Here is a 19,366-nt window from a genome sequence, read left to right as displayed (position 1 = left end):
CAGCAACCTTTCATCGCTGAAAGTTTTCCCTCTGCCGTTGCAGGCAAATGCGTGCTTCACAGTTGTTTGCGCACGGGTAAACTGCTGCGCTGCTTAATAACCACGTACGTTGATCTTGGAGACGATGGTGCGAATTCTGTTGGTTGAAGACCATCCGCAGCTTGCAGCAAGTGTGGCGCAGGCGCTCAAAAGTGCAGGCTGGACTGTCGATGTGCTGCATGATGGCGTGGCTGCAGATCTGGCCCTGAACAGCGAGCAATATGCGCTGGCTATTCTTGATATCGGCCTGCCGCGCATGGACGGTTTTGAGGTGCTTGCTCGTTTGCGTGATCGCGGCAATACCTTGCCGGTGTTGATGCTCACTGCACGCGGCGAAGTCAAAGATCGGGTCCACGGCTTGAACTTGGGTGCTGATGACTACTTGGCCAAGCCTTTTGAACTCAGCGAGCTGGAAGCGCGGGTCAAGGCGTTGTTGCGCCGCACCATGCTCGGCGGCGAGCAAGTACAGCGTTGTGGGGACTTAGCCTACGATCTCGCGACGCGACGCTTTCATCTGCATGATGAGCTGCTGACCCTGACTTCGCGAGAACAGGCGGTATTGGAGGCAATGATCGCCCGGCCAGGACGGGTCATGAGTAAAGAGCAATTGGCCGCCCAGGTATTTGGTCTGGATGAGGATGCCAGTGCCGATGCGATTGAAATTTATATCCATCGTTTGCGTAAAAAGCTCGAAGGCAACGCAGTGAAAATCGTCACCTTCAGAGGCTTGGGTTATCTGCTGGAGGCTGTCAGTGGTTGAAGTGGGTAGCTTGCGCGGGCGCCTGCTTTGGCGATTGGCTATTTTGCTGGCGATCATTTTGCTGGTCAGCAGTGTCAGTGCTTATCTGAGCGCCCGGCGTGCTGCAGATACCGCTTATGACCGTACATTGCTGGCGTCCGCGCGGGCGATTGCTGACGGCTTATACACTGAAGAGGGCAAGCTCAGAGCCAATGTTCCATACGTAGCGCTGGATACCTTCGCCTATGACAGTGCTGGACGTATTTATTATCAGGTCATCGGCTTAAACGGTGCCTTGGTCTCTGGCTATGATGATTTACCTGTTGCCCCGCCTGGCACCAAGCGCACCGATGATTATCCGGCTTTGGCACATTTTTATGACGGCCAATACCGGGGCCAGGGCGTGCGTATCGTGAGCCTTTGGCAGCCGGTCAGTGAGCCGCAGTTAAATGGTCTGGCCGAGATTCGCGTGGCGGAAACTCAAGGTGCGCGCGAGCGCCTTGCTCGCGAGCTGCTGTACGGCACTTTGTGGCGCATGGGCTTGCTTTCAGTCAGCGCTCTTGGCTTGGTCTGGTTGGCGGTCAGTGCCACCTTGCGCCCGCTGAACAGCTTGCGCCGCACCGTTGCTGAGCGAGCCCGTGAGGACTTGCGTCCGTTGCCGGATGCTGACATGCCGCGCGAGTTACGCCCATTGGTGCGTGCGCTGAACCAATTCAATGAGCGATTGCATCAGTTATTCGAGCGTCAGTCACAGTTTATTGCCGATGCTGCGCATGAATTGCGCACCCCGCTAGCGGCGATCAAGGCAAGGGTTGAGCTGGGCTTGCGCTCGGACAAACCCGAGGTGTGGAAAAGTACTTTACAAGATGCAGCGCAAAACACGGATCGTCTGACTCATCTGGCCAATCAGCTGTTATCCATGGCGCGAATAGAAAGTGGTGCGCGGGCGATCGCCGAAGGCGGTGCAGAGCTGCTTGATCTGAGTCAGCTGGCGCGCGAGTTGGGTTTGGCGTTGGCGCCGCTGGCACATGCTCGCGGGGTTTCCTTGGCGTTGGAGGCCGATAAACCGATTTGGTTGAATGGCGAGCCGACGTTACTCAACGAGTTGCTTTCCAATCTTGTGGATAACGCCATTGCCCATACCCCAGCGGGTGGCAATGTGGTCATTCGAGTCGCCGAGCCTTGCATTCTTGAGGTCGAAGATGATGGTCCGGGTATTCCGGAGGCTGAGCGTGAAAAAGTCTTCGAGCGCTTTTACCGGCGCAATGCACAGGGTTCGGGAGCAGGTTTGGGCTTAGCGATTGTCGGTGAGATATGCCGTGCGCATCAGGCACAGATCAGCCTTCATCAGTCACCCAGTAACGGCTTGCGCGTGCGGGTTTCATTTATTGCGCCTGATGGTGCCTGAACCCGCTGCGAACCAAGACTTCCCTGAATCAGTCAAGGAAGTCTCGGTTTGGGCTCACTGCAGCATTTTCATGGCCGCTTCCATATCCGCTGCCAAGTCTTGGTCTTCCTGAACGTCAACATTCGGGTCTAGACCCAGTTTGGCAAACGCTGGAATTTCGCTCCAGTCAAGCTGGGTGTACGGATGATCGGTGCCCAGGTAGCTCTGCAAGGTGGCAACTTGAACGATATCGACATAATCGACCTTGGCGCTGTTGCGGCTGAAATCCAGGTGCTGGCTTGGCACCATGCTGATCAGCTCCGGGAAGTCCCAAGCGCGCAGAATACGGTCACCGATGATCGGGTGGATGTTGTCGATGACATGGCTCAGGCTGATGGAGTCGGCCAGTAACTCACTATTTTCTTCTGCGTAAGTCAGAATCGGCAGCACGCCAATCTGGTGGACCAATCCGGCGAGGGTCGCTTGGTCAGGCATCAGGCGCGTGTAGTGGCGACATAGCACATGGCAGATACCTGCGATCTCGGTGCTTTTGGTCCACACCTCACGCATCTTTCGATCGACCACGTCGGTTGTCGCTTGGAACATTTGCTCCATGGCCAGGCCGATAGCCAGGTTACAGGTGTAATTGATGCCCAGACGGCTGATCGCCATCTGCAAATCGGTGATTTCGCGACTTGAGCGTAAAAGCGGGCTGTTGACCACTTTAATAATGCGAGCGGTGAGTGCCGCGTCATTGCCGATCACTTTACTGATTTGTGGCACGCCGATATCTGGGTCTTCAGCTGCATCACGCACTTTCAGTGCAACTTCAGGCAGTGTCGGTAAGACCAGGCGGTCGTTATCAATGGCCTCAATCAGTTCCTGTTGGACCTTCTCGGCAAGTTTGCTCATCGTTGTTCTCGTATAGGTTGGGCAACTTGAAGTTTACGCAGCGGCTCAATTTTTCGCGTGTGGTATTTCGCTTTTATGAGGATTGCCGCTTAGGAACCTCTGAAAAACTACTGCGCTAGATATTACTGGGGCAGCCCTCGCTGCCTTTTTCAGAGGTTCCCTTACAGATTCCCTAGATTCAACGCTGGATATCACGGTCCGAATCCAGGGTGTATGGCAGATCGAGCAAGTGCAGCGGCGAGCCGTCTGGAGTGCCCAGTGTTAAATCGGCGCTTTGCGCGGCGTCGTTTTGCAACACGGCGAGTAACTCAACACCGTCTTCACTCTGAGCGGCTGCAACAACTTCACCGACCGAGGAGTTGTGCATGCTGGAAAATAGTTCTGTTGCCGGGGCTGGCAACACCTGGCTATTAATCGCCAGGCGGTACAAGCGCCGTTTGAGTTTGCCGAGGTACTGCATGCGTGCGACGATTTCCTGGCCGGTGTAGCAACCTTTTTTGAAGCTGACGCCGCCCAGGGCTTGCAGGTTGAGCATCTGCGGAATGAACAGCTCGCGGGTGCTGCCTTGCACATGGCCAATGCCCTGGCGAATTTGCAGCAGTTGCCACTGATTGAGGTCCGCCAGCGCCGCGTGCTTGTCTAGGCGCTCATGCAGAGCCTGCGTTTGCTCGGCTGGCGCCCATAGCTCAGCGCAGTGTTCACCGACGCGCACGGCAATCAATTGATCGTTGCGGGCAACGCTGTCATTGCTCGGGGCGAGATCAATACCCAACTCAAGCAGGGCTTGATCGCAGTTGTTGAGGCCAAAGCGCACCCACTGGCTGGTTTCGTCAGTCAGTTTTGACTTGGAAAACACTGCATATTTTTGCAGATCAGCGAGTTGTGGTTCTACCAACTCAACAGCCATTGCCAGTAAGTAACCATCATCAATGCTGATAACCCGGAAGCTGGAGAGCATCCGGCCTTTGGGGGTGCAGCGAGCGCCAAGGCTGGAGTGGTTGGCGTCTAGGTAGTTAAGGTTGCAGGTCAGTTGGCCTTGCAGGAATTTGTTAGCGTCCGCGCCGCGTACGGTGAGAATGCCTTCGTGACTGAGTATGCAAAAGAACGCGTTATCAACCATGGCAATCATGTATCGCTGAAAAAAGTTAGGGCCTTATCATAGAGCGCTACTAAGTGCTTGTCAGCGCCAGTGTGCGATTGCTTTTGTGCTCGCTAGGCGACAGTCAGGGTCAACAGCGCGAGCATTCACCGTTATACTGGCGGGCTATATCAATGCCTGGCTTGCTCAAGGATCTTCCCAATGGTCGACTCGACTGAACTCAATCGCCTTTTCTGGCACAGCCGTCGCGGTATGCTTGAACTGGATGTATTGCTGGTGCCGTTTGTTAAAGAAGTCTATTCAGACCTCAGTCCTGAAGATCAGGCTCGCTACGTCAAGCTGTTGGAATGTGAAGATCAGGATATGTTCGGCTGGTTCATGCAGCGCTCCGAACCGGAAGATGAGGATTTGAAGCGTATGGTTCGGATGATTCTGGATCGTGTCCAGCCAAAGTAGTCGCTTCGAGTTTCGCTGGCAGTCTTCAGTGTTGCTGCGAGCTTTCTATCTGAGTATCCAGCTACTCGCATTGATTGCTTTGTGGGTAGTTGACCTTCCATTCTGGGCAAGCGCTGGTGTGACATTGCTCTGCGCGCTGCATGCGGCTTGGGTCTTTCCTCGTTCGGTCTCGTTGAGCGCACCTGCGGCGCTGACGGCGTTGCGGCGGGTGGAAGATGACTGGCAGCTGTGGAGCGATGCGCGTGGTTGGCAATCTATTCAGTTATTGCCAGACAGTCTGGCGTTGCCATGGTTGATCGTCTTGAGGTTTTGCTGGGTTAATGCGCCGCCGGGCCACACGGCGTGTACTCAGATGGCACACGCCTACGCGTCGCATACCATCTGTATCCCTTGTGATGCTATGGCTGCCGCTGAGCACCGCCGTTTTCGTGTGCGGCTTAAATTCAGCCAGCGTAGATGGGTGGTTGCAGAATAGTGTCTTTGGCGTGCGCGAGCATGTTTGGATAGTCCAAGGTGTAATGCAGGCCGCGTGACTCCTTGCGCTGCATGGCTGAGCGGATCATCAGCTCGGCCACTTGCGCCAGGTTGCGCAGCTCAATCAAGTCTCTGCTGACTTTATAGTTGCTGTAGAACTCATCAATCTCATCCAGCAGCAGGCGTACGCGGTGTTCGGCTCGTTGCAGGCGCTTATTGGTGCGCACAATGCCGACGTAGTCCCACATGAAGCGCCGCAACTCGTCCCAGTTATGCGCAATTATCACGTCCTCGTCAGAGTCAGTCACCTGGCTGGCATCCCAGTCGGGCAGGTTCTGTGGTGTGGCTATGTCGTCAAGTTGGCGAGCAATGTCGTCCGCCGCTGCGCGGGCATAGACGAAGCACTCCAGCAGCGAGTTGCTGGCCATGCGGTTAGCGCCATGCAAGCCGGTGAAGCTGGTTTCGCCAATTGCATATAGACCGGGAACATCAGTGTGTCCGGATTGATCGACAACTACGCCGCCGCAGGTGTAGTGCGCAGCAGGGACCACGGGGATCGGTTCTTTGGTGATGTCGATACCGAAGTCCAGGCAGCGTTCATAGACGGTCGGGAAGTGCGACTTCACGAACTCAGCCGGTTTGTGGCTGATGTCCAGGTATACGCAATCGACACCCAGGCGCTTCATTTCATGGTCGATTGCCCGGGCTACGATATCGCGCGGTGCGAGTTCGGCTCGTTCGTCGAAGCGCTGCATAAAGCGTGAGCCGTTGGGCAGCTTGAGGTGGGCACCTTCGCCACGCAGGGCTTCGGTGATCAAAAAGCTTTTCGCTTGTGGGTGATACAAGCAGGTCGGGTGGAACTGGTTGAACTCCAGATTGCCAACCCGGCAGCCTGCACGCCAGGCCATGGCGATGCCATCGCCGCAAGCACCGTCCGGATTGCTGGTGTACAGGTATACCTTCGCGGCACCACCAGTGGCGAGAATAACGAAGCGCGCGCTATAGGTGTCAACGTGGCCGGTCTCGCGGTTCAGCACATAAGCACCGAGGCAGCGATCGCCGTCTAGGCCCAGCTTGCGCTCGGTGATCAAATCGACAGCAACGCGCTGCTCAAGCAGCTGGATATTGTCGCGCTGCTGGGCTTGCTCAAGCAGGGTTTTGAATATTGCTGCGCCTGTTGCATCGGCTGCGTGAATAATGCGTCGGTGGCTGTGGCCGCCTTCGCGAGTGAGGTGAAACTCAAAACCACCATCCTCGCGTGCAGTTTCATCATCGCGGGTGAACGGCACGCCTTGGTCAATCAGCCATTGGATAGCTTCGCGGCTGTGTTCAACGGTGAAGCGCACGGCATCCTCGCGGCACAGGCCACCCCCAGCATTGAGGGTGTCTTCAACGTGCGACTCAACGGTATCCAGGTCGTCAAGCACTGCTGCGACGCCACCTTGCGCCCAAAAAGTCGAGCCATTGGCTAGCGAACCTTTGCTAAGTACCGCAATTTTCAGGTGCTCAGGTAGGGTCAAGGCGAGGGTAAGGCCAGCAGCACCGCTGCCAATAACCAGGACGTCGTGTTGAAAATGGTGGCTCATAAGCAGATTCCACATGAATGCCCCACTAGTATATAGAGGGGGCGCGCGTCACAATAGTCGGCTTGATTCGGTGTGAGTGCGAAGGGAACTTTTTACAGGTTTTTGGGTTCCATTAATCGTCACCCGGAGAGGGACATTGTTTATTTATCGTGGCGGATCGGTTCTAGATCGCTGATTTTGACGGTACTCTAAACGTTCTAAGATTATTTGCGCAGGTCAACGGTGCTGCATTGACCTGCGCGACTTCATGCAGAATAGAAAAAATCTGCAAGAAGCTTGGTTGGAGGGGAGAACTTTTGCGCAACGCCCGAGTCTATTTTTGCAAGCCGATTAATTGGCTGGCGGTGCACTCCTCACAATTCATTAAGGAGTGTTCATGCTAAGCCAGGAAGAGGATCAGCAGCTTGTCGAGCGAGTTCAACGCGGTGACAAGCGTGCATTTGATCTATTGGTGTTGAAGTATCAGCACAAGATTCTAGGGCTTATCGTGCGTTTCGTGCACGACACCCATGAGGCGCAAGATGTCGCTCAAGAAGCTTTTGTTAAAGCCTATCGAGCTTTAGGAAACTTTCGCGGTGACAGTGCTTTCTATACTTGGCTGTACCGCATCGCCATTAACACGGCAAAAAACTATCTGGTGTCACGAGGTCGTCGTCCGCCAGATAGTGATGTAAGCGCTGAAGATGCCGAATTCTATGATGGTGATCACGCCCTCAAAGATATCGAATCTCCAGAGCGAGCTTTGCTGAGGGATGAAATTGAGGCCACTGTGCATCGTTGCATTCAGCAATTACCAGAAGATTTACGTACGGCCCTAACATTACGTGAATTTGATGGTCTCAGTTATGAAGACATTGCGAGTGTCATGCAGTGTCCAGTCGGTACGGTACGTTCTCGGATTTTCCGGGCGCGAGAAGCAATTGATAAGTCACTGCAGCCTTTGTTGCAGGAAACCTAAGACAGCGGCGACAGCCAAGAGAGGATCATTATGAGTCGTGAAGCCCTGCAGGAATCGCTGTCCGCGGTGATGGATAACGAAGCGGACGAAATGGAACTGCGGCGTGTACTCAGTGCCAGCAATGACGCTGAGCTCCGTGCCAAGTGGTCGCGTTACCAAATCGCTCGCGCAGTGATGCATAAAGAGCTGCTTGAGCCACGCTTGGATATCGCCAGTGCCGTTTCTGCTGCAATTGCAGATGAAGCAATGCCGAAGCCGGCAGGCTCTGTTGTCCGTGGTCCATGGCGTACAGTGGGTCGGATAGCCGTAGCTGCCTCAGTGACCGTAGCTGTCTTGGCAGGTGTGCGTCTGTATAACCAGGATGAGCTGACCGGCACTGAACTTGCGCAGCAAGCAGCGGCCCAGCCCGCCATTAGCCATGTTCAGGTGCAAGGGCCTGCAATGTTGGCCGGATTTACCACTGATGATCAGGGTGCATCCATGATACCGTCGGGTAAAGCTGAACCAACATGGCATGAGCAGCGCTTGCCGTCCTACATACGTCAGCATGCAGAGCAGGTTGGTTCGAATGTGACTGAGGGCGCACTGCCATATGCACGCGCAGCTAGTTTAGAAAGCCGTTAAGGAAACGCATGCGCTTTATACCCCTGACCGCCTTATTGTTAGGCGGTTGTTTGGCGTTACCTGCTGTTGCATCTGATGCGCAAGATTGGCTGCGACGCCTATCCGATGCGAGTCAGAATCAAAGCTACCATGGCACGTTTGTTTACGAGCGCAATGGTAGCTTTTCCACTCATAGCATTTGGCATCAGGTTGGTAAGGACAAGGTCGTACGTGACCACCTGCTCAAACTGGATGGTCCTGCGTATGAATCCTTTCGCGTTAATGGTCGTACTGAATGCGTAGTTGGCAGTCTGGTCGATCAAGTCACTGATGCGCAGGCATGGCCGGCACGTGATCTGGATGCGAACGAGCTATCTAAATGGTATGACATCCGCGTCATGGGTGAATCCCGAGTTGCCGGACATAGCGCTATTGTTCTTGGCATGCTTCCGCGCGACCAGCACCGCTACGGCATTGAACTGCACCTTGATCGCGAGACCGGTGTGCCACTTAAATCGCTGCTGCTCAATGACAAGGGGCAGATGTTAGAGCGATTCCAGTTTACCCAGTTTGATGCAGATCAATCCGCAGATGCCGATCCAGTCACTCCGAGTGCTGATTGCCAGCCAGTTGAAGTGGTTGCGGCAACGCCGCTGGATGCCAAAGCATGGCGTACAGACTGGTTACCCCCAGGTTTTAGCTTGAGTTCGACGACCGAGAAGGTCAGCCCCATTTCTGAAGAGCCGGTCGCCTGTCTTTTATTTGACGATGGTCTTGCGCGTTTTTCAGTTTTTCTCGAGCCGCTTAATGGCGCTGCCGCAGGGGATGCGCGTACTCAGTTCGGTCCAACAGTCGCTGTGTCGCGGCGTTTGTCGACCGCCGAAGGTGACGTGATGGTTACAGTCGTTGGGGAAATTCCGCTTGGCACCGCCGAGCGAGTGGCGTTATCAGTTCGCCAGGGTGAGGCTCAACCTCAGCCATGATCGAAGAGCAGGGGCGGGTCGTTGCAGTGGAATCCGGCGCAGTCTGGGTCGAGACACTTCGCAAAAGCACCTGTTCAACCTGCTCGGCAAATGCAGGCTGTGGCCAGGGTCTGCTCGATAAATTAGGCGTCGATAGCCGTCGTGGCTACGTTCGAGCGCTATCAAATCTGAATTTAAGTGTTGGCGACCAAGTAGTGATTGGTGTGCGCGAGGATTTGCTTGTGCGCGGTTCACTACTGGTCTATCTGATGCCCTTGGTTGGGCTGTTTACGGCGGCTGTTCTTGCTGATCAGCTGTCTTTGAGTGAGCCGTTGGTGATTCTGTCTGGTTTCGTGGGGTTGGTTGCATCCTGGCTCGGGGTGCGCTGGCGAAGTTCCCGCGTGGCAGAAGATCCAGAACTTCAGCCGGTAGTAATGCGCGCCGTATTGGCAGATGCTACGACTGTTAAATGAGTCAAACCTCTATTCCGGATGGGGAGCTGTACGTTAATGCCTAGCCTGAAAATATGCTGTTCTGCTGTACTCTCATTGCTGCTGATGGGGCAGGCGCTGTCTGCTCACGCTGAGCTGCCTGACTTCACCGAGCTGGTTGAGAAGTCCTCGCCCGCGGTTGTAAATATTAGTACGCGGCAAAAAATTCCAGATGCGGTCGCAAACTCCGGTGGAATGTCGGCACCAGACCTTGAAGGCCTGCCGCCGATGTTTCGTGAGTTCTTCGAGCGCAGTATTCCTCAGCAACCAAGACCGCCAAGCCATGGTCGTCAGCGTGAAGCACAGTCGCTGGGTTCTGGCTTCATCATCTCTTCCGACGGTTACATCATGACTAATAATCATGTGGTCGCCGATGCCGACGAAATCATTGTTCGTCTGTCTGATCGTAGTGAGCTTGAGGCCAAGGTGATTGGCGCAGACCCACGTAGTGATGTGGCCTTGCTCAAGGTTGATGCTAAAGACCTGCCGACAGTGAAGTTGGGGAAGTCAGAAGACCTCAAGGTCGGAGAGTGGGTGCTGGCGATTGGTTCTCCGTTTGGCTTTGACCATTCGGTGACCGCCGGTATTGTCAGTGCCAAAGGCCGCAGCCTGCCGAATGAAAGCTATGTACCATTCATTCAGACCGATGTTGCGATCAATCCAGGTAACTCTGGCGGGCCGCTGTTTAACCTGAAGGGCGAAGTTGTTGGTATTAACTCGCAGATTTTCACCCGCTCCGGTGGCTTCATGGGGCTGTCGTTTGCGATCCCGATGAGCGTTGCCATGGATGTGGCTGATCAACTCAAGTCTGACGGGAAAGTCAGTCGTGGTTGGTTGGGCGTCGTCATCCAGGAAGTGAATAAGGACTTGGCTGAGTCGTTTGGGTTGGATAAACCAGCAGGCGCTTTGGTTGCTCAGGTGCTCGAAGGTGGCCCGGGAGCGAAGAGTGGTTTGCAGGTGGGTGATGTGATCCTGAGCCTCAATGATAAGCCAATCATCATGTCTGCTGACCTGCCGCACTTGGTCGGTGGCTTGAAGCCAGGCTCCAAGGCGGAAATGGAAGTTGTTCGTGAGGGTGCGCGCAAGACACTTGAGCTGACCATTGGCTCACTGCCGGAAGATGGCAGTGCGCTGGCGGGTAACACAGCGCCAAGTGCCGAGCAAAGTAGCAATCGACTGGGCGTAAAAGTGGCTGAGTTGAGCGCTGAGCAGAAGAAAGCGCTGGACCTTAAAGGTGGTGTGGTGATCAGCGAGGTCATGGATGGCCCGGCTGCGTTGATCGGTTTGCGTCAGGGGGATGTCATTACTCACCTGAATAATCAGGCGATTGACTCCGGCAAAACCTTTGCGTCTGTTGCCAAGGCGCTGCCTAAGGATCGCTCGGTGTCCATGCGAGTATTGCGCAAGGGCAGAGCGAGCTTCATTACCTTCAAATTGTCGGAATAAGAGTCTGCAGCAAAAAAGGGCGATTAAATCGCCCTTTTTTGTGCCTGATGCTTAGCCTGGTCTGGCGTTGGATAGGGGCTGGAACTGAATGTTGGCTTTATGTCAGCGAGGTCAGGGGCTGTGGGTGACGACTTGGCGGTAAATCGGGTACACTTCGCGGCTATTTTCGGCGGGCAGTCGCCTGCGATCTTTTTGAGTGTTGTCTTGTGAGTGACCTGAGCCACATACGTAATTTCAGCATTATTGCCCATATTGACCACGGCAAGTCGACGCTTGCTGACCGCTTTATTCAAATGTGCGGTGGTCTGTCTGAGCGCGAAATGGAGGCCCAGGTGCTGGACTCCATGGACTTGGAGCGCGAGCGCGGCATTACCATCAAGGCGCATAGCGTGACCTTGTATTACAAGGCGCGTGACGGCAAAACCTATCAGTTGAATTTCATTGATACCCCAGGCCACGTTGACTTTACCTACGAAGTCAGCCGCTCGCTGGCGGCGTGCGAAGGCGCGTTGTTGGTGGTCGATGCGGGGCAAGGCGTTGAAGCGCAGTCGGTAGCGAACTGCTACACCGCTATCGAGCAGGGCCTTGAGGTCATGCCTGTGCTGAACAAAATGGACTTGCCGCAGGCTGAACCTGAGCGAGTCAAAGAAGAAATCGAACACATTATCGGCATCGATGCGACTGACGCGGTGGCCTGTAGCGCCAAGAGCGGCATGGGCGTCGATGAAGTGCTTGAGCGTCTGGTCGCGACCATTCCAGCTCCAACCGGTGAAATTGATGCCCCGCTGCAAGCCTTGATCATCGATTCCTGGTTCGACAATTACCTAGGTGTTGTCTCCCTGGTGCGCGTACGTCACGGGCGGATCAAGAAGGGTGACAAAGTACTGGTCAAATCGACTGGCAAAATGCACCAGGTTGATAGCGTTGGCGTGTTCAACCCTAAGCACACGGCTACCGTTGATCTTAAAGCCGGTGAAGTAGGCTTTATTATCGCGGGCATCAAAGACATTCACGGCGCACCGGTTGGTGACACCCTGACCCTGTCGAATACCCCTGATGTCGACATGCTGCCCGGTTTCAAGCGCGTTAAACCCCAGGTTTACGCGGGTTTGTTCCCGGTTAGTTCAGACGACTTCGAGGACTTCCGTGAAGCCCTGCAGAAGCTCACGCTGAACGACGCTGCGTTGCAGTACGAGCCGGAAAGCTCCGATGCTTTGGGCTTCGGCTTCCGTATTGGCTTCCTTGGCATGCTGCACATGGAAATCATCCAGGAGCGCCTTGAGCGTGAGTACGACCTGGACCTGATTACCACTGCGCCGACTGTAGTGTTTGAAGTGGTGCTGAAAACCGGCGAGACCATCTACGTCGATAACCCATCGAAGCTGCCGGATATCTCCGCTGTCGAGGAAATGCGCGAACCTATCGTGCGCGCCAATATTCTGGTGCCGCAGGAGCATTTGGGTAACGTCATTACCTTGTGTATCGAGAAGCGCGGCGTGCAGATCGATATGCAGTACCTGAGCAGTCAGGTACAGGTTTCTTACGACCTGCCAATGAACGAAGTGGTCCTCGACTTCTTCGATCGTTTGAAGTCGGTAAGCCGTGGCTACGCGTCGCTGGACTACAGCTTCGACCGCTTCCAATCGGCTAATCTGGTCAAGCTGGATGTGCTGATCAACGGTGAAAAGGTTGATGCGTTGGCGTTGATCGTGCACCGCGACAAGGCGCACTACAAAGGTCGCCAGTTGACCGAGAAGATGAAAGAACTGATTCCACGTCAGATGTTCGATGTGGCAATTCAGGCTGCAATTGGTGGGCAAATCATTGCGCGTACAAGCGTTAAAGCTTTGCGTAAAAACGTATTGGCCAAATGTTACGGTGGCGACGTAAGTCGTAAGCGTAAGTTGCTTGAAAAGCAGAAGGCCGGTAAGAAAAGAATGAAGCAAGTCGGCAATGTGGAAATTCCACAAGAAGCCTTCCTTGCTGTTCTCAAAGTGGATAGTTAAGGCATATGTCGATCAATTTCCCGCTGGTACTTGTCATCGCAGTTGCTGTGTGTGGCGCTTTGGCTTTATTTGACTTGGTGTTTTTGGCACCGCGTCGGCGTACAGCAATCGCCACCTATCAGGGCCAGGTTGATGGTGCGGCCGACGAGCAGGTGATTGAACGACTGAATAAAGAACCGTTGCTGGTTGAGTACGGTAAGTCATTCTTTCCGGTACTGGCGATAGTTCTGATACTGCGCTCATTTCTGGTTGAACCCTTCCAAATTCCGTCGGGCTCTATGCGCCCGACGTTGGAAGTCGGTGATTTCATTTTGGTAAACAAGTTTGCCTACGGCATTCGTTTGCCAGTGATCGATACCAAGATTATCCAGGTTGAGGACCCGAAACGTGGTGATGTGATGGTCTTTCGCTACCCGAGCGATCCAAACATCAACTACATCAAGCGTGTAGTCGGTTTGCCCGGCGACCAGATTCGTTACAGTAAAGACAAGCACCTGTACGTTAATGGTAAGCAGGTCGCTCAACAGTTGATCGGTGAAGAGCCAGGCAGCCTCGGCAGCGTGATGCTCTACAACGAGAAACTCGGTGAAGCGGAGCATTTGATTCGCAAAGAGATGAAGCGTTATCACGCTGTTCCTGGCGGGCAGTGGGTGGTGCCTGAAGGGCATTACTTCATGATGGGTGATAACCGCGATAACTCTAACGACAGCCGTTACTGGAATGACCCAAGCATTCCTAAGCCTCTGCTGGGCATGGTTCCGGACCAGAATATCGTGGGTAAGGCCTTTGCGGTATGGATGAGCTGGCCTGATCCGAAAATGAGTAATTTGCCAAACTTCTCACGCGTTGGCTTGATTCACTGATTAAAACGATAAAAATGCGGCGCTGTTCAAACCAGCGCCGCAGTCTATATATAGTCTGGTAGCTCGCCGTTTTGGCTTTTGAAAATTCTAATAAATGGGGTCAATCATGACATTTGCGCGCTCGCAAAAGGGAATGTCTATTATTAGTTGGTTGCTGGTGCTGGGGCTTGTCGCATTTTTTGCCAGCGCAGCTTTCAAAGTGATACCGCACTACCTTGACTATATGTCGATGGAAAAAATCATCACCTCGGTTGAAACCGATAAAGCAGCGGATATTCGTACCGTTCGTGATTTTTACAGCCATGTTAGCAAGGGTATGCAGGTCAACAGTATTCGTGACCTGAAACTTGAGGATGCTCTCAAGGTAACAGTTGAGAACAATGAGTTTCGTGCTCATCTCAAGTATGAGAAGCGCGAGCCGCTGATCGAGAACCTCGATCTGGTGGTCCATTTTGATAAAGAATTCCGTGTGCGTATGCCGTGAATGATTCGTTAGCCCGTTTAGAGCGTAAGCTCGGTTACACCTTTAAAGACCAGGACCACATGGTCCTGGCTCTCACTCATCGCAGCTTTGCTGGGCGCAATAATGAGCGCCTGGAATTTCTCGGTGACGCTATTCTTAATTTTGTCGCTGGCGAGGCGCTGTTTGAGCGCTTTCCTCAAGCTCGCGAAGGCCAACTGTCACGCTTGCGTGCTCGCCTGGTCAAGGGCGAGACGCTGGCGATTCTGGCGCGTGGCTTTGATTTGGGTGAATACCTGCGTCTGGGCTCTGGCGAGTTGAAAAGTGGTGGTTTTCGCCGTGAGTCAATTCTTGCCGATGCGCTGGAAGCATTGATCGGCGCTATTTACTTGGACTCAGGTATGGACGCTGCGCGTGAGCGTGTGCTGGCATGGCTGACCAATGAGTTGGAAAGCTTGACGCTGGTTGATACCAACAAGGATCCCAAAACGCGTTTGCAGGAGTTCCTGCAGTCGCGTGCCTGTGAGTTGCCACGTTACGACGTGGTTGATATTCAGGGTGAGCCGCACTGCCGGACATTCATCGTTGAATGTCAGGTAACTTTATTGAATGAAAAAACTCTGGGGCAGGGCGCTAGTCGGCGCATTGCTGAACAGGTTGCCGCCGGGGTGGCTTTGATCGCCCTGGGTGTGGAGAACGGCCATGACTGATTCACCTGTTTCACGCTGTGGCTATGTCGCCATTGTTGGCCGGCCTAACGTGGGCAAGTCAACGCTGTTGAACCATATCCTTGGGCAAAAGCTTGCGATTACCTCACGTAAGCCGCAAACCACTCGCCATAATATGCTCGGGATCAAAACCGAGGGCGGGGCTCAGGCTATCTACGTAGATACCCCGGGTCTGCATAAGAATAACGAGAAAGCGCTCAATCGTTATATGAACAAAAGCGCTTCATCGGCGTTAAAAGACGTCGATGTGGTGATTTTTGTAGTTGACCGTACCCGTTGGACTGATGAAGACCAGATGGTACTTGAGCGTATTCAGTATGTTGAAGGTCCGGTGATTCTGGCGATCAACAAGACTGACCGCCTTGAGGACAAATCTGCTCTGATGCCGCATCTGGAGTGGCTGGCAACCCAGCTACCCAAGGCTGAGATTGTGCCGATCTCTGCGCATCATGGGCATAACCTTGAAGCCCTTGAGAAACTGGTCAGCGAGCACTTGCCTGAAGGTGTGCACTTCTTCCCTGAAGATCAGATTACCGACCGTTCAAGCCGCTTTTTCGCTGCTGAACTGGTGCGTGAGAAAATCATGCGTCAGCTAGGTGCGGAGTTGCCGTACCAGATCACGGTTGAAATTGAAGAATTCAAGCAAGAAGGGCGCATTCTGCATATTCATGCGCTTATTCTGGTTGAACGCGATGGTCAAAAGAAAATCATCATTGGCGACAAGGGCGAGCGTATCAAGCGGGTCGGCCAAGAGGCTCGCAAAGACATGGAAGTGCTGTTCGACTCCAAAGTCATGCTCAATCTTTGGGTCAAGGTCAAAGGTGGTTGGTCGGATGATGAGCGTGCCTTGCGTTCACTTGGTTACGACGACATCTAAGCTTGCACAAACGCGCTGCGTGGCACCTGCCACGCACGGTTCATATTGAGTTAATACTCGTCATGCTTGTGCTCAACCAGCCCGCTTATGTATTGCACAGCCGTGCGTATCGCGAGAGCAGCGCGCTGGTTGATTTCCTCACGCCCCAAGGGCGCTTGCGTGCCGTTTTACGAGGCGCACGCGGTAAAGCCGGAACCCTCGCTCGGCCTTTTGTTGCTTTAGATGCCGACTTTCGCGGGCGCGGTGAGTTGAAGAATGTTTCGCGCCTTGAGGCAACAGGCATTCCAAACTTATTGTCAGGCGAGGCGCTGTTCAGCGGTCTGTATCTCAATGAGCTGTTGATTCGGTTATTGCCTGCCGAAGATGCCCAGCCTGCTGTTTTTGATCACTATGCTATGACTTTGCTTGCACTCGGCCAAGGCCGTGCCATCGAGCCGTTATTGCGCTCGTTTGAGTGGCGTTTGCTTGATCAGCTAGGCTATGGTTTCGCCCTTGACCAAGACTTGCACGGCCAGCCGGTGGTGAGTGATGGTATTTATCGCTTGCAGACGGATGACGGCCTGGTGCCTATCGGCCAATGGCAGCCAGGCGCATTTCAGGGCGCTGAGCTGTTAGCTATGGCCGAGGCCAGTTGGCAAACCCCTGGTGCGCTGGCGGCGGCCAAACGGCTTATGCGCCAAGCGCTGGCCCCTCATTTAGGCGGCAAACCCCTGGTTAGCCGCGAATTGTTCATGACTCTTAAGGAGCCTACTCGTGACTGATGCCAACCGTGTTTTGCTGGGTGTGAATATTGATCATGTCGCCACGCTGCGCCAGGCCCGCGGCACGCGTTACCCAGACCCGGTCAAAGCTGCATTGGACGCCGAAGAAGCAGGCGCTGATGGGATTACCGTGCATTTGCGTGAAGACCGCCGGCACATCCAGGAGCGTGACGTGCGCATGCTCAAAGAAGTCATGCAAACGCGCATGAACTTCGAAATGGGTGTCACCGAAGAGATGCTCGCATTCGCTGAAAGCATTCGTCCTGAGCATGTGTGCCTGGTGCCTGAGACGCGTCAGGAGTTAACCACTGAAGGCGGGCTTGATGTCGCAGGCCAGGAAGAGCGCATCCGCGCAGCTGTAGAGCGCTTGAGCAAGATTGGCTGTGAAGTCTCGCTGTTTATCGACCCGGATCCAGTGCAGATTGATGCCTCAAAGCGTGTTGGTGCCCCAGCGATTGAGTTACACACCGGGCGTTATGCCGATGCACATACAGCGCAGGAACAAGCCGTCGAGTTGGCACGTATTGCTGATGGTGTGGCACGCGGCGTCAGCCAGGGTTTGATCGTCAACGCCGGGCATGGTTTGCACTATCACAACGTTGAGCCAGTGGCGGCAATCGCCGGGATCAATGAGTTGAACATCGGCCATGCACTGGTGGCGCACGCCTTGTTTGTTGGTTTTAAACAAGCGGTGGTGGAGATGAAGCAATTGATCGTGGCAGCAGCTAATCGCGGTTGAGGCCGAAAGCCAGATAGCCGTGCGGCTATCTGGTTGACTCTTATAAGGCCAAGGTTTGTATAAGGCTAAGGTTTGCGCGCGGTTATCACTGCGCGAGTCGGCGCCGGCAGGCCTTCGATGGTGCGGCTGTGGTCGGCCGGGTCGAGAAACTCAGGCAGCGATTGATAGCGCATCCACTCGGTGGCGCGTTGTTCTTCGACCGAGGTGGTGCTGACATCGACACACTGAATGTCAGTAAAACCTGCGCGGCGCAGCCACAGTTCAAGGGCTGGTACTGACGGCAGGAACCAGACGTTACGCATCTGCGCGTAGCGATCCTCAGGCAACAATACTTGCTGCGCATCTCCCTCGACCACCAAGGTTTCAAGCACCAGTTCGCCACCTTTTACCAAGCAGTCCTTGAGGTCGATAAGGTGATCGATTGGTGAGCGTCGGTGATACAGCACGCCCATCGAGAACACCGTGTCGAAGCCTTGCAGCTTCGGCGGTAGTTCCTCAACAGCCAATGGCAGGTGCCAGATGGGCTGTTCTGGCAGGTAGTTCTTCATGGCCAGAAACTGATTGAAAAACAGCCAGTTTGGATCAATACCGACCACGCTGCTGGCGCCCGCTCCGAGCATGCGCCACATGTAATAGCCATTGCCGCAGCCAACGTCGAGGACACGCTTGTCTTTGAGGTCCAGATACGGGGCTACGCGCTGCCATTTCCAGTCGGAACGCCACTCAGTATCAATGTGCACGCCAAACAGCTGGAATGGGCCTTTGCGCCACGGAATCAAGCCCTGCAGAGCCGTTTTTAACTGTTCGCGGGTTTGCTCATCGCAGGGGCCATCGAAGCTGAACGTTTGCAGCATGTCCAGCGTTTCAATCTCCAGCGAGGGTAATGCTTGAACCGCTGCGTACCAGCGCTCCAGGTCACCATGACCAATCGCCAGCTTGCTGTCTATTTGCCTTGGCAGATCCATGCTCCACTCTTGCAGTGGAGTCCCGGCGAGCTGAGCTTGTAGTGCATCTAAATCAAAACGCTGGATCATGGTAGGGCAATCATCGATGCAAAATTAAGGCACTGGAACCAAGGCGTCACCTTGCTGAATCCTGCGTTTAGCAAGCGTTCACGGTGGGTTTCAAGGCTGTCGGGGATCATTACGTTTTCGATAGCACTGCGTTTCTGCGCTATTTCCAGCTCGCTGTAACCATTGGCGCGTTTGAAGGCGATGTGCAGGTCGGTCAGCAACTGCTGTTGTTCACCGTCTTCAAAGCAGAGTTTTTCCGAGAGGATTAACGCCCCGCCTGGCAGCAAGGCGTTACGGATACGCCTGAGCAGTTCAAGCCGCTGATCCGGCTTGATGAACTGTAAGGTAAAGTTCAAAGCGACCAGTGATGTCGGCTCGAATTGGAGGCCTAGGATATCGGCCTCGATGACTTCAACCGGTAATAACTCTTGAAACATCGAATCCTGTGCATGCAGGTATTCGCGGCAGCGCTCAACCATAGCGCTGGAGTTATCGATTGCGATGACCCGGCAGTCCTCAATCTGTACATGGCGGCGTAGCGCTTGGGTGACTGCACCTAACGAGCTGCCCAAGTCGTAGAGCACGCTATGCGGTTTGGCGAACTGACTGGCGAGTACGCCAATATTCTCAACAATTGTCGGATAGCCGGGCACTGACCGCTTGATCATGTCCGGGAATACCCTGACCACATCCTCGTTAAAGGCAAAGTCTGGTACTTGCGCCAGCGGCTGGGAGAATATGCGGTCTGGGTCTTTGCTCACGGGGGT

At 54.2% G+C, this 19,366-nt stretch carries 21 protein-coding genes; 16 read left to right on the top strand and 5 right to left on the bottom strand.

Going from position 1 to position 19,366, the window contains the following annotated elements; translation table 11 throughout:
- Nucleotides 1-127 precede the first annotated feature (127 nt).
- Entirely contained in the window at nucleotides 128-799 is a 672-nt protein-coding gene (locus ACN0UH_RS06970) for a response regulator (RefSeq protein ID WP_417661371.1), read from the top strand.
- Nucleotides 792-2,186, top strand: a complete 1,395-nt coding sequence (locus tag ACN0UH_RS06965) for a sensor histidine kinase (protein WP_417661370.1) — start codon at nucleotides 792-794, stop codon at nucleotides 2,184-2,186. The genes ACN0UH_RS06970 and ACN0UH_RS06965 overlap by 8 nt, the downstream gene beginning before the upstream one ends.
- A 54-nt stretch (nucleotides 2,187-2,240) precedes the next feature.
- Here ACN0UH_RS06965 and ACN0UH_RS06960 read toward each other — a convergent pair whose 3' ends face one another.
- Both ACN0UH_RS06960 and ACN0UH_RS06955 read right to left on the bottom strand, forming a co-directional pair.
- A complete protein-coding gene (locus ACN0UH_RS06960; protein ID WP_417661369.1) occupies nucleotides 2,241-3,077 on the bottom strand; it encodes an HDOD domain-containing protein in 837 nt (278 codons plus the stop codon).
- A gap of 178 nt (nucleotides 3,078-3,255) precedes the next feature.
- Complete coding sequence (locus ACN0UH_RS06955) at nucleotides 3,256-4,197, bottom strand: YgfZ/GcvT domain-containing protein (RefSeq protein ID WP_417661368.1); 942 nt, start codon at nucleotides 4,195-4,197, stop codon at nucleotides 3,256-3,258.
- A gap of 180 nt (nucleotides 4,198-4,377) precedes the next feature.
- Between ACN0UH_RS06955 and ACN0UH_RS06950 the strand changes: the two genes are divergently transcribed.
- Together ACN0UH_RS06950 and ACN0UH_RS06945 are read left to right on the top strand one after the other, a co-directional pair.
- Nucleotides 4,378-4,632 (top strand): succinate dehydrogenase assembly factor 2, encoded by a 255-nt coding sequence (locus ACN0UH_RS06950; RefSeq protein WP_397504007.1) that lies wholly within the window; start codon nucleotides 4,378-4,380, stop codon nucleotides 4,630-4,632.
- Nucleotides 4,616-5,107 carry a protein YgfX gene (locus ACN0UH_RS06945; protein ID WP_417661367.1) on the top strand — a complete coding sequence of 164 codons (492 nt, stop codon included), beginning with the start codon at nucleotides 4,616-4,618 and terminating at the stop codon, nucleotides 5,105-5,107. The genes ACN0UH_RS06950 and ACN0UH_RS06945 overlap by 17 nt, the downstream gene beginning before the upstream one ends.
- Here the strand turns inward: ACN0UH_RS06945 and nadB are convergent.
- The gene (gene nadB / locus ACN0UH_RS06940) at nucleotides 5,076-6,692 is read right to left on the bottom strand and encodes an L-aspartate oxidase (protein ID WP_417661366.1); all 1,617 of its coding nucleotides are present in this window, start codon (nucleotides 6,690-6,692) and stop codon (nucleotides 5,076-5,078) included. The genes ACN0UH_RS06945 and nadB overlap by 32 nt on opposite strands.
- A gap of 376 nt (nucleotides 6,693-7,068) precedes the next feature.
- On the opposite strand from nadB, the gene rpoE reads away from it, so the two are divergent.
- The 12 genes from rpoE to pdxJ all read left to right on the top strand — a co-directional run bounded on the left by rpoE (nucleotide 7,069) and on the right by pdxJ (nucleotide 17,586).
- On the top strand, nucleotides 7,069-7,650 hold the full coding sequence (rpoE, locus tag ACN0UH_RS06935; protein WP_010484408.1) for an RNA polymerase sigma factor RpoE: 582 nt from the start codon (nucleotides 7,069-7,071) through the stop codon (nucleotides 7,648-7,650).
- Nucleotides 7,651-7,680: 30 nt separating this feature from the next.
- A complete protein-coding gene (locus ACN0UH_RS06930) occupies nucleotides 7,681-8,274 on the top strand; it encodes an RseA family anti-sigma factor (RefSeq protein ID WP_417661365.1) in 594 nt (197 codons plus the stop codon).
- An 8-nt stretch (nucleotides 8,275-8,282) separates the two neighbouring features.
- Entirely contained in the window at nucleotides 8,283-9,236 is a 954-nt protein-coding gene (locus tag ACN0UH_RS06925; RefSeq protein ID WP_417661364.1) for a MucB/RseB C-terminal domain-containing protein, read from the top strand.
- A complete protein-coding gene (locus ACN0UH_RS06920; RefSeq protein WP_417661363.1) occupies nucleotides 9,233-9,688 on the top strand; it encodes a SoxR reducing system RseC family protein in 456 nt (151 codons plus the stop codon). Before ACN0UH_RS06925 ends, ACN0UH_RS06920 begins: the two co-directional genes overlap by 4 nt.
- Before the next feature lie 36 nt (nucleotides 9,689-9,724).
- Nucleotides 9,725-11,152 (top strand): DegQ family serine endoprotease, encoded by a 1,428-nt coding sequence (locus ACN0UH_RS06915; protein ID WP_417661362.1) that lies wholly within the window; start codon nucleotides 9,725-9,727, stop codon nucleotides 11,150-11,152.
- 206 nt (nucleotides 11,153-11,358) lie between these two features.
- Nucleotides 11,359-13,158, top strand: a complete 1,800-nt coding sequence (lepA, locus tag ACN0UH_RS06910; RefSeq protein ID WP_087515945.1) for a translation elongation factor 4 — start codon at nucleotides 11,359-11,361, stop codon at nucleotides 13,156-13,158.
- A 5-nt stretch (nucleotides 13,159-13,163) separates the two neighbouring features.
- Nucleotides 13,164-14,021, top strand: coding sequence for a signal peptidase I (gene lepB / locus ACN0UH_RS06905; protein ID WP_417661361.1), 858 nt, complete (start codon nucleotides 13,164-13,166; stop codon nucleotides 14,019-14,021).
- A gap of 106 nt (nucleotides 14,022-14,127) precedes the next feature.
- Nucleotides 14,128-14,505, top strand: coding sequence for a DUF4845 domain-containing protein (locus ACN0UH_RS06900; protein WP_397504017.1), 378 nt, complete (start codon nucleotides 14,128-14,130; stop codon nucleotides 14,503-14,505).
- Nucleotides 14,502-15,191, top strand: a complete 690-nt coding sequence (gene rnc, locus ACN0UH_RS06895) for a ribonuclease III (protein WP_087515948.1) — start codon at nucleotides 14,502-14,504, stop codon at nucleotides 15,189-15,191. The genes ACN0UH_RS06900 and rnc overlap by 4 nt, the downstream gene beginning before the upstream one ends.
- A complete protein-coding gene (era, locus tag ACN0UH_RS06890) occupies nucleotides 15,184-16,086 on the top strand; it encodes a GTPase Era (RefSeq protein WP_087515949.1) in 903 nt (300 codons plus the stop codon). The genes rnc and era overlap by 8 nt, the downstream gene beginning before the upstream one ends.
- A 62-nt stretch (nucleotides 16,087-16,148) precedes the next feature.
- Nucleotides 16,149-16,847: a DNA repair protein RecO gene (gene recO / locus ACN0UH_RS06885; protein WP_417661360.1), complete on the top strand. Its 699-nt coding sequence runs from the start codon at nucleotides 16,149-16,151 to the stop codon at nucleotides 16,845-16,847.
- Nucleotides 16,840-17,586 (top strand): pyridoxine 5'-phosphate synthase, encoded by a 747-nt coding sequence (gene pdxJ, locus ACN0UH_RS06880; RefSeq protein ID WP_417661359.1) that lies wholly within the window; start codon nucleotides 16,840-16,842, stop codon nucleotides 17,584-17,586. The genes recO and pdxJ overlap by 8 nt, the downstream gene beginning before the upstream one ends.
- A 65-nt stretch (nucleotides 17,587-17,651) precedes the next feature.
- On the opposite strand, the gene cmoB is transcribed toward pdxJ, so the two are convergent.
- Nucleotides 17,652-18,620, bottom strand: coding sequence for a tRNA 5-methoxyuridine(34)/uridine 5-oxyacetic acid(34) synthase CmoB (gene cmoB, locus ACN0UH_RS06875; RefSeq protein WP_417661358.1), 969 nt, complete (start codon nucleotides 18,618-18,620; stop codon nucleotides 17,652-17,654).
- Nucleotides 18,617-19,360 carry a carboxy-S-adenosyl-L-methionine synthase CmoA gene (cmoA, locus tag ACN0UH_RS06870; RefSeq protein WP_417661357.1) on the bottom strand — a complete coding sequence of 248 codons (744 nt, stop codon included), beginning with the start codon at nucleotides 19,358-19,360 and terminating at the stop codon, nucleotides 18,617-18,619. The genes cmoB and cmoA overlap by 4 nt, the downstream gene beginning before the upstream one ends.
- Nucleotides 19,361-19,366: the final 6 nt, after the last annotated feature.

It is taken from the genome of Pseudomonas sp., assembly GCF_048265905.1.
GTDB lineage: Bacteria > Pseudomonadota > Gammaproteobacteria > Pseudomonadales > Pseudomonadaceae > Aquipseudomonas.
This window is presented reverse-complemented; position numbering and strand designations above follow the sequence as displayed.

Excerpts from the sequence above, each read along its gene's own strand:
- ACN0UH_RS06920 (WP_417661363.1), top strand. The coding sequence starts at position 9,233 with ATGATCGAAGAGCAGGGGCGGGTCGTTGCAGTGGAATCCGGCGCAGTC.
- ACN0UH_RS06960 (WP_417661369.1), bottom strand. The coding sequence starts at position 3,077 with ATGAGCAAACTTGCCGAGAAGGTCCAACAGGAACTGATTGAGGCCATT.
- ACN0UH_RS06950 (WP_397504007.1), top strand. The coding sequence starts at position 4,378 with ATGGTCGACTCGACTGAACTCAATCGCCTTTTCTGGCACAGCCGTCGC.
- recO (WP_417661360.1), top strand. The coding sequence starts at position 16,149 with ATGCTTGTGCTCAACCAGCCCGCTTATGTATTGCACAGCCGTGCGTAT.
- cmoB (WP_417661358.1), bottom strand. The coding sequence starts at position 18,620 with ATGATCCAGCGTTTTGATTTAGATGCACTACAAGCTCAGCTCGCCGGG.
- ACN0UH_RS06925 (WP_417661364.1), top strand. The coding sequence starts at position 8,283 with ATGCGCTTTATACCCCTGACCGCCTTATTGTTAGGCGGTTGTTTGGCG.
- ACN0UH_RS06955 (WP_417661368.1), bottom strand. The coding sequence starts at position 4,197 with ATGGTTGATAACGCGTTCTTTTGCATACTCAGTCACGAAGGCATTCTC.
- nadB (WP_417661366.1), bottom strand. The coding sequence starts at position 6,692 with ATGAGCCACCATTTTCAACACGACGTCCTGGTTATTGGCAGCGGTGCT.
- ACN0UH_RS06915 (WP_417661362.1), top strand. The coding sequence starts at position 9,725 with ATGCCTAGCCTGAAAATATGCTGTTCTGCTGTACTCTCATTGCTGCTG.
- ACN0UH_RS06900 (WP_397504017.1), top strand. The coding sequence starts at position 14,128 with ATGACATTTGCGCGCTCGCAAAAGGGAATGTCTATTATTAGTTGGTTG.
- ACN0UH_RS06930 (WP_417661365.1), top strand. The coding sequence starts at position 7,681 with ATGAGTCGTGAAGCCCTGCAGGAATCGCTGTCCGCGGTGATGGATAAC.
- era (WP_087515949.1), top strand. The coding sequence starts at position 15,184 with ATGACTGATTCACCTGTTTCACGCTGTGGCTATGTCGCCATTGTTGGC.
- lepB (WP_417661361.1), top strand. The coding sequence starts at position 13,164 with ATGTCGATCAATTTCCCGCTGGTACTTGTCATCGCAGTTGCTGTGTGT.
- rpoE (WP_010484408.1), top strand. The coding sequence starts at position 7,069 with ATGCTAAGCCAGGAAGAGGATCAGCAGCTTGTCGAGCGAGTTCAACGC.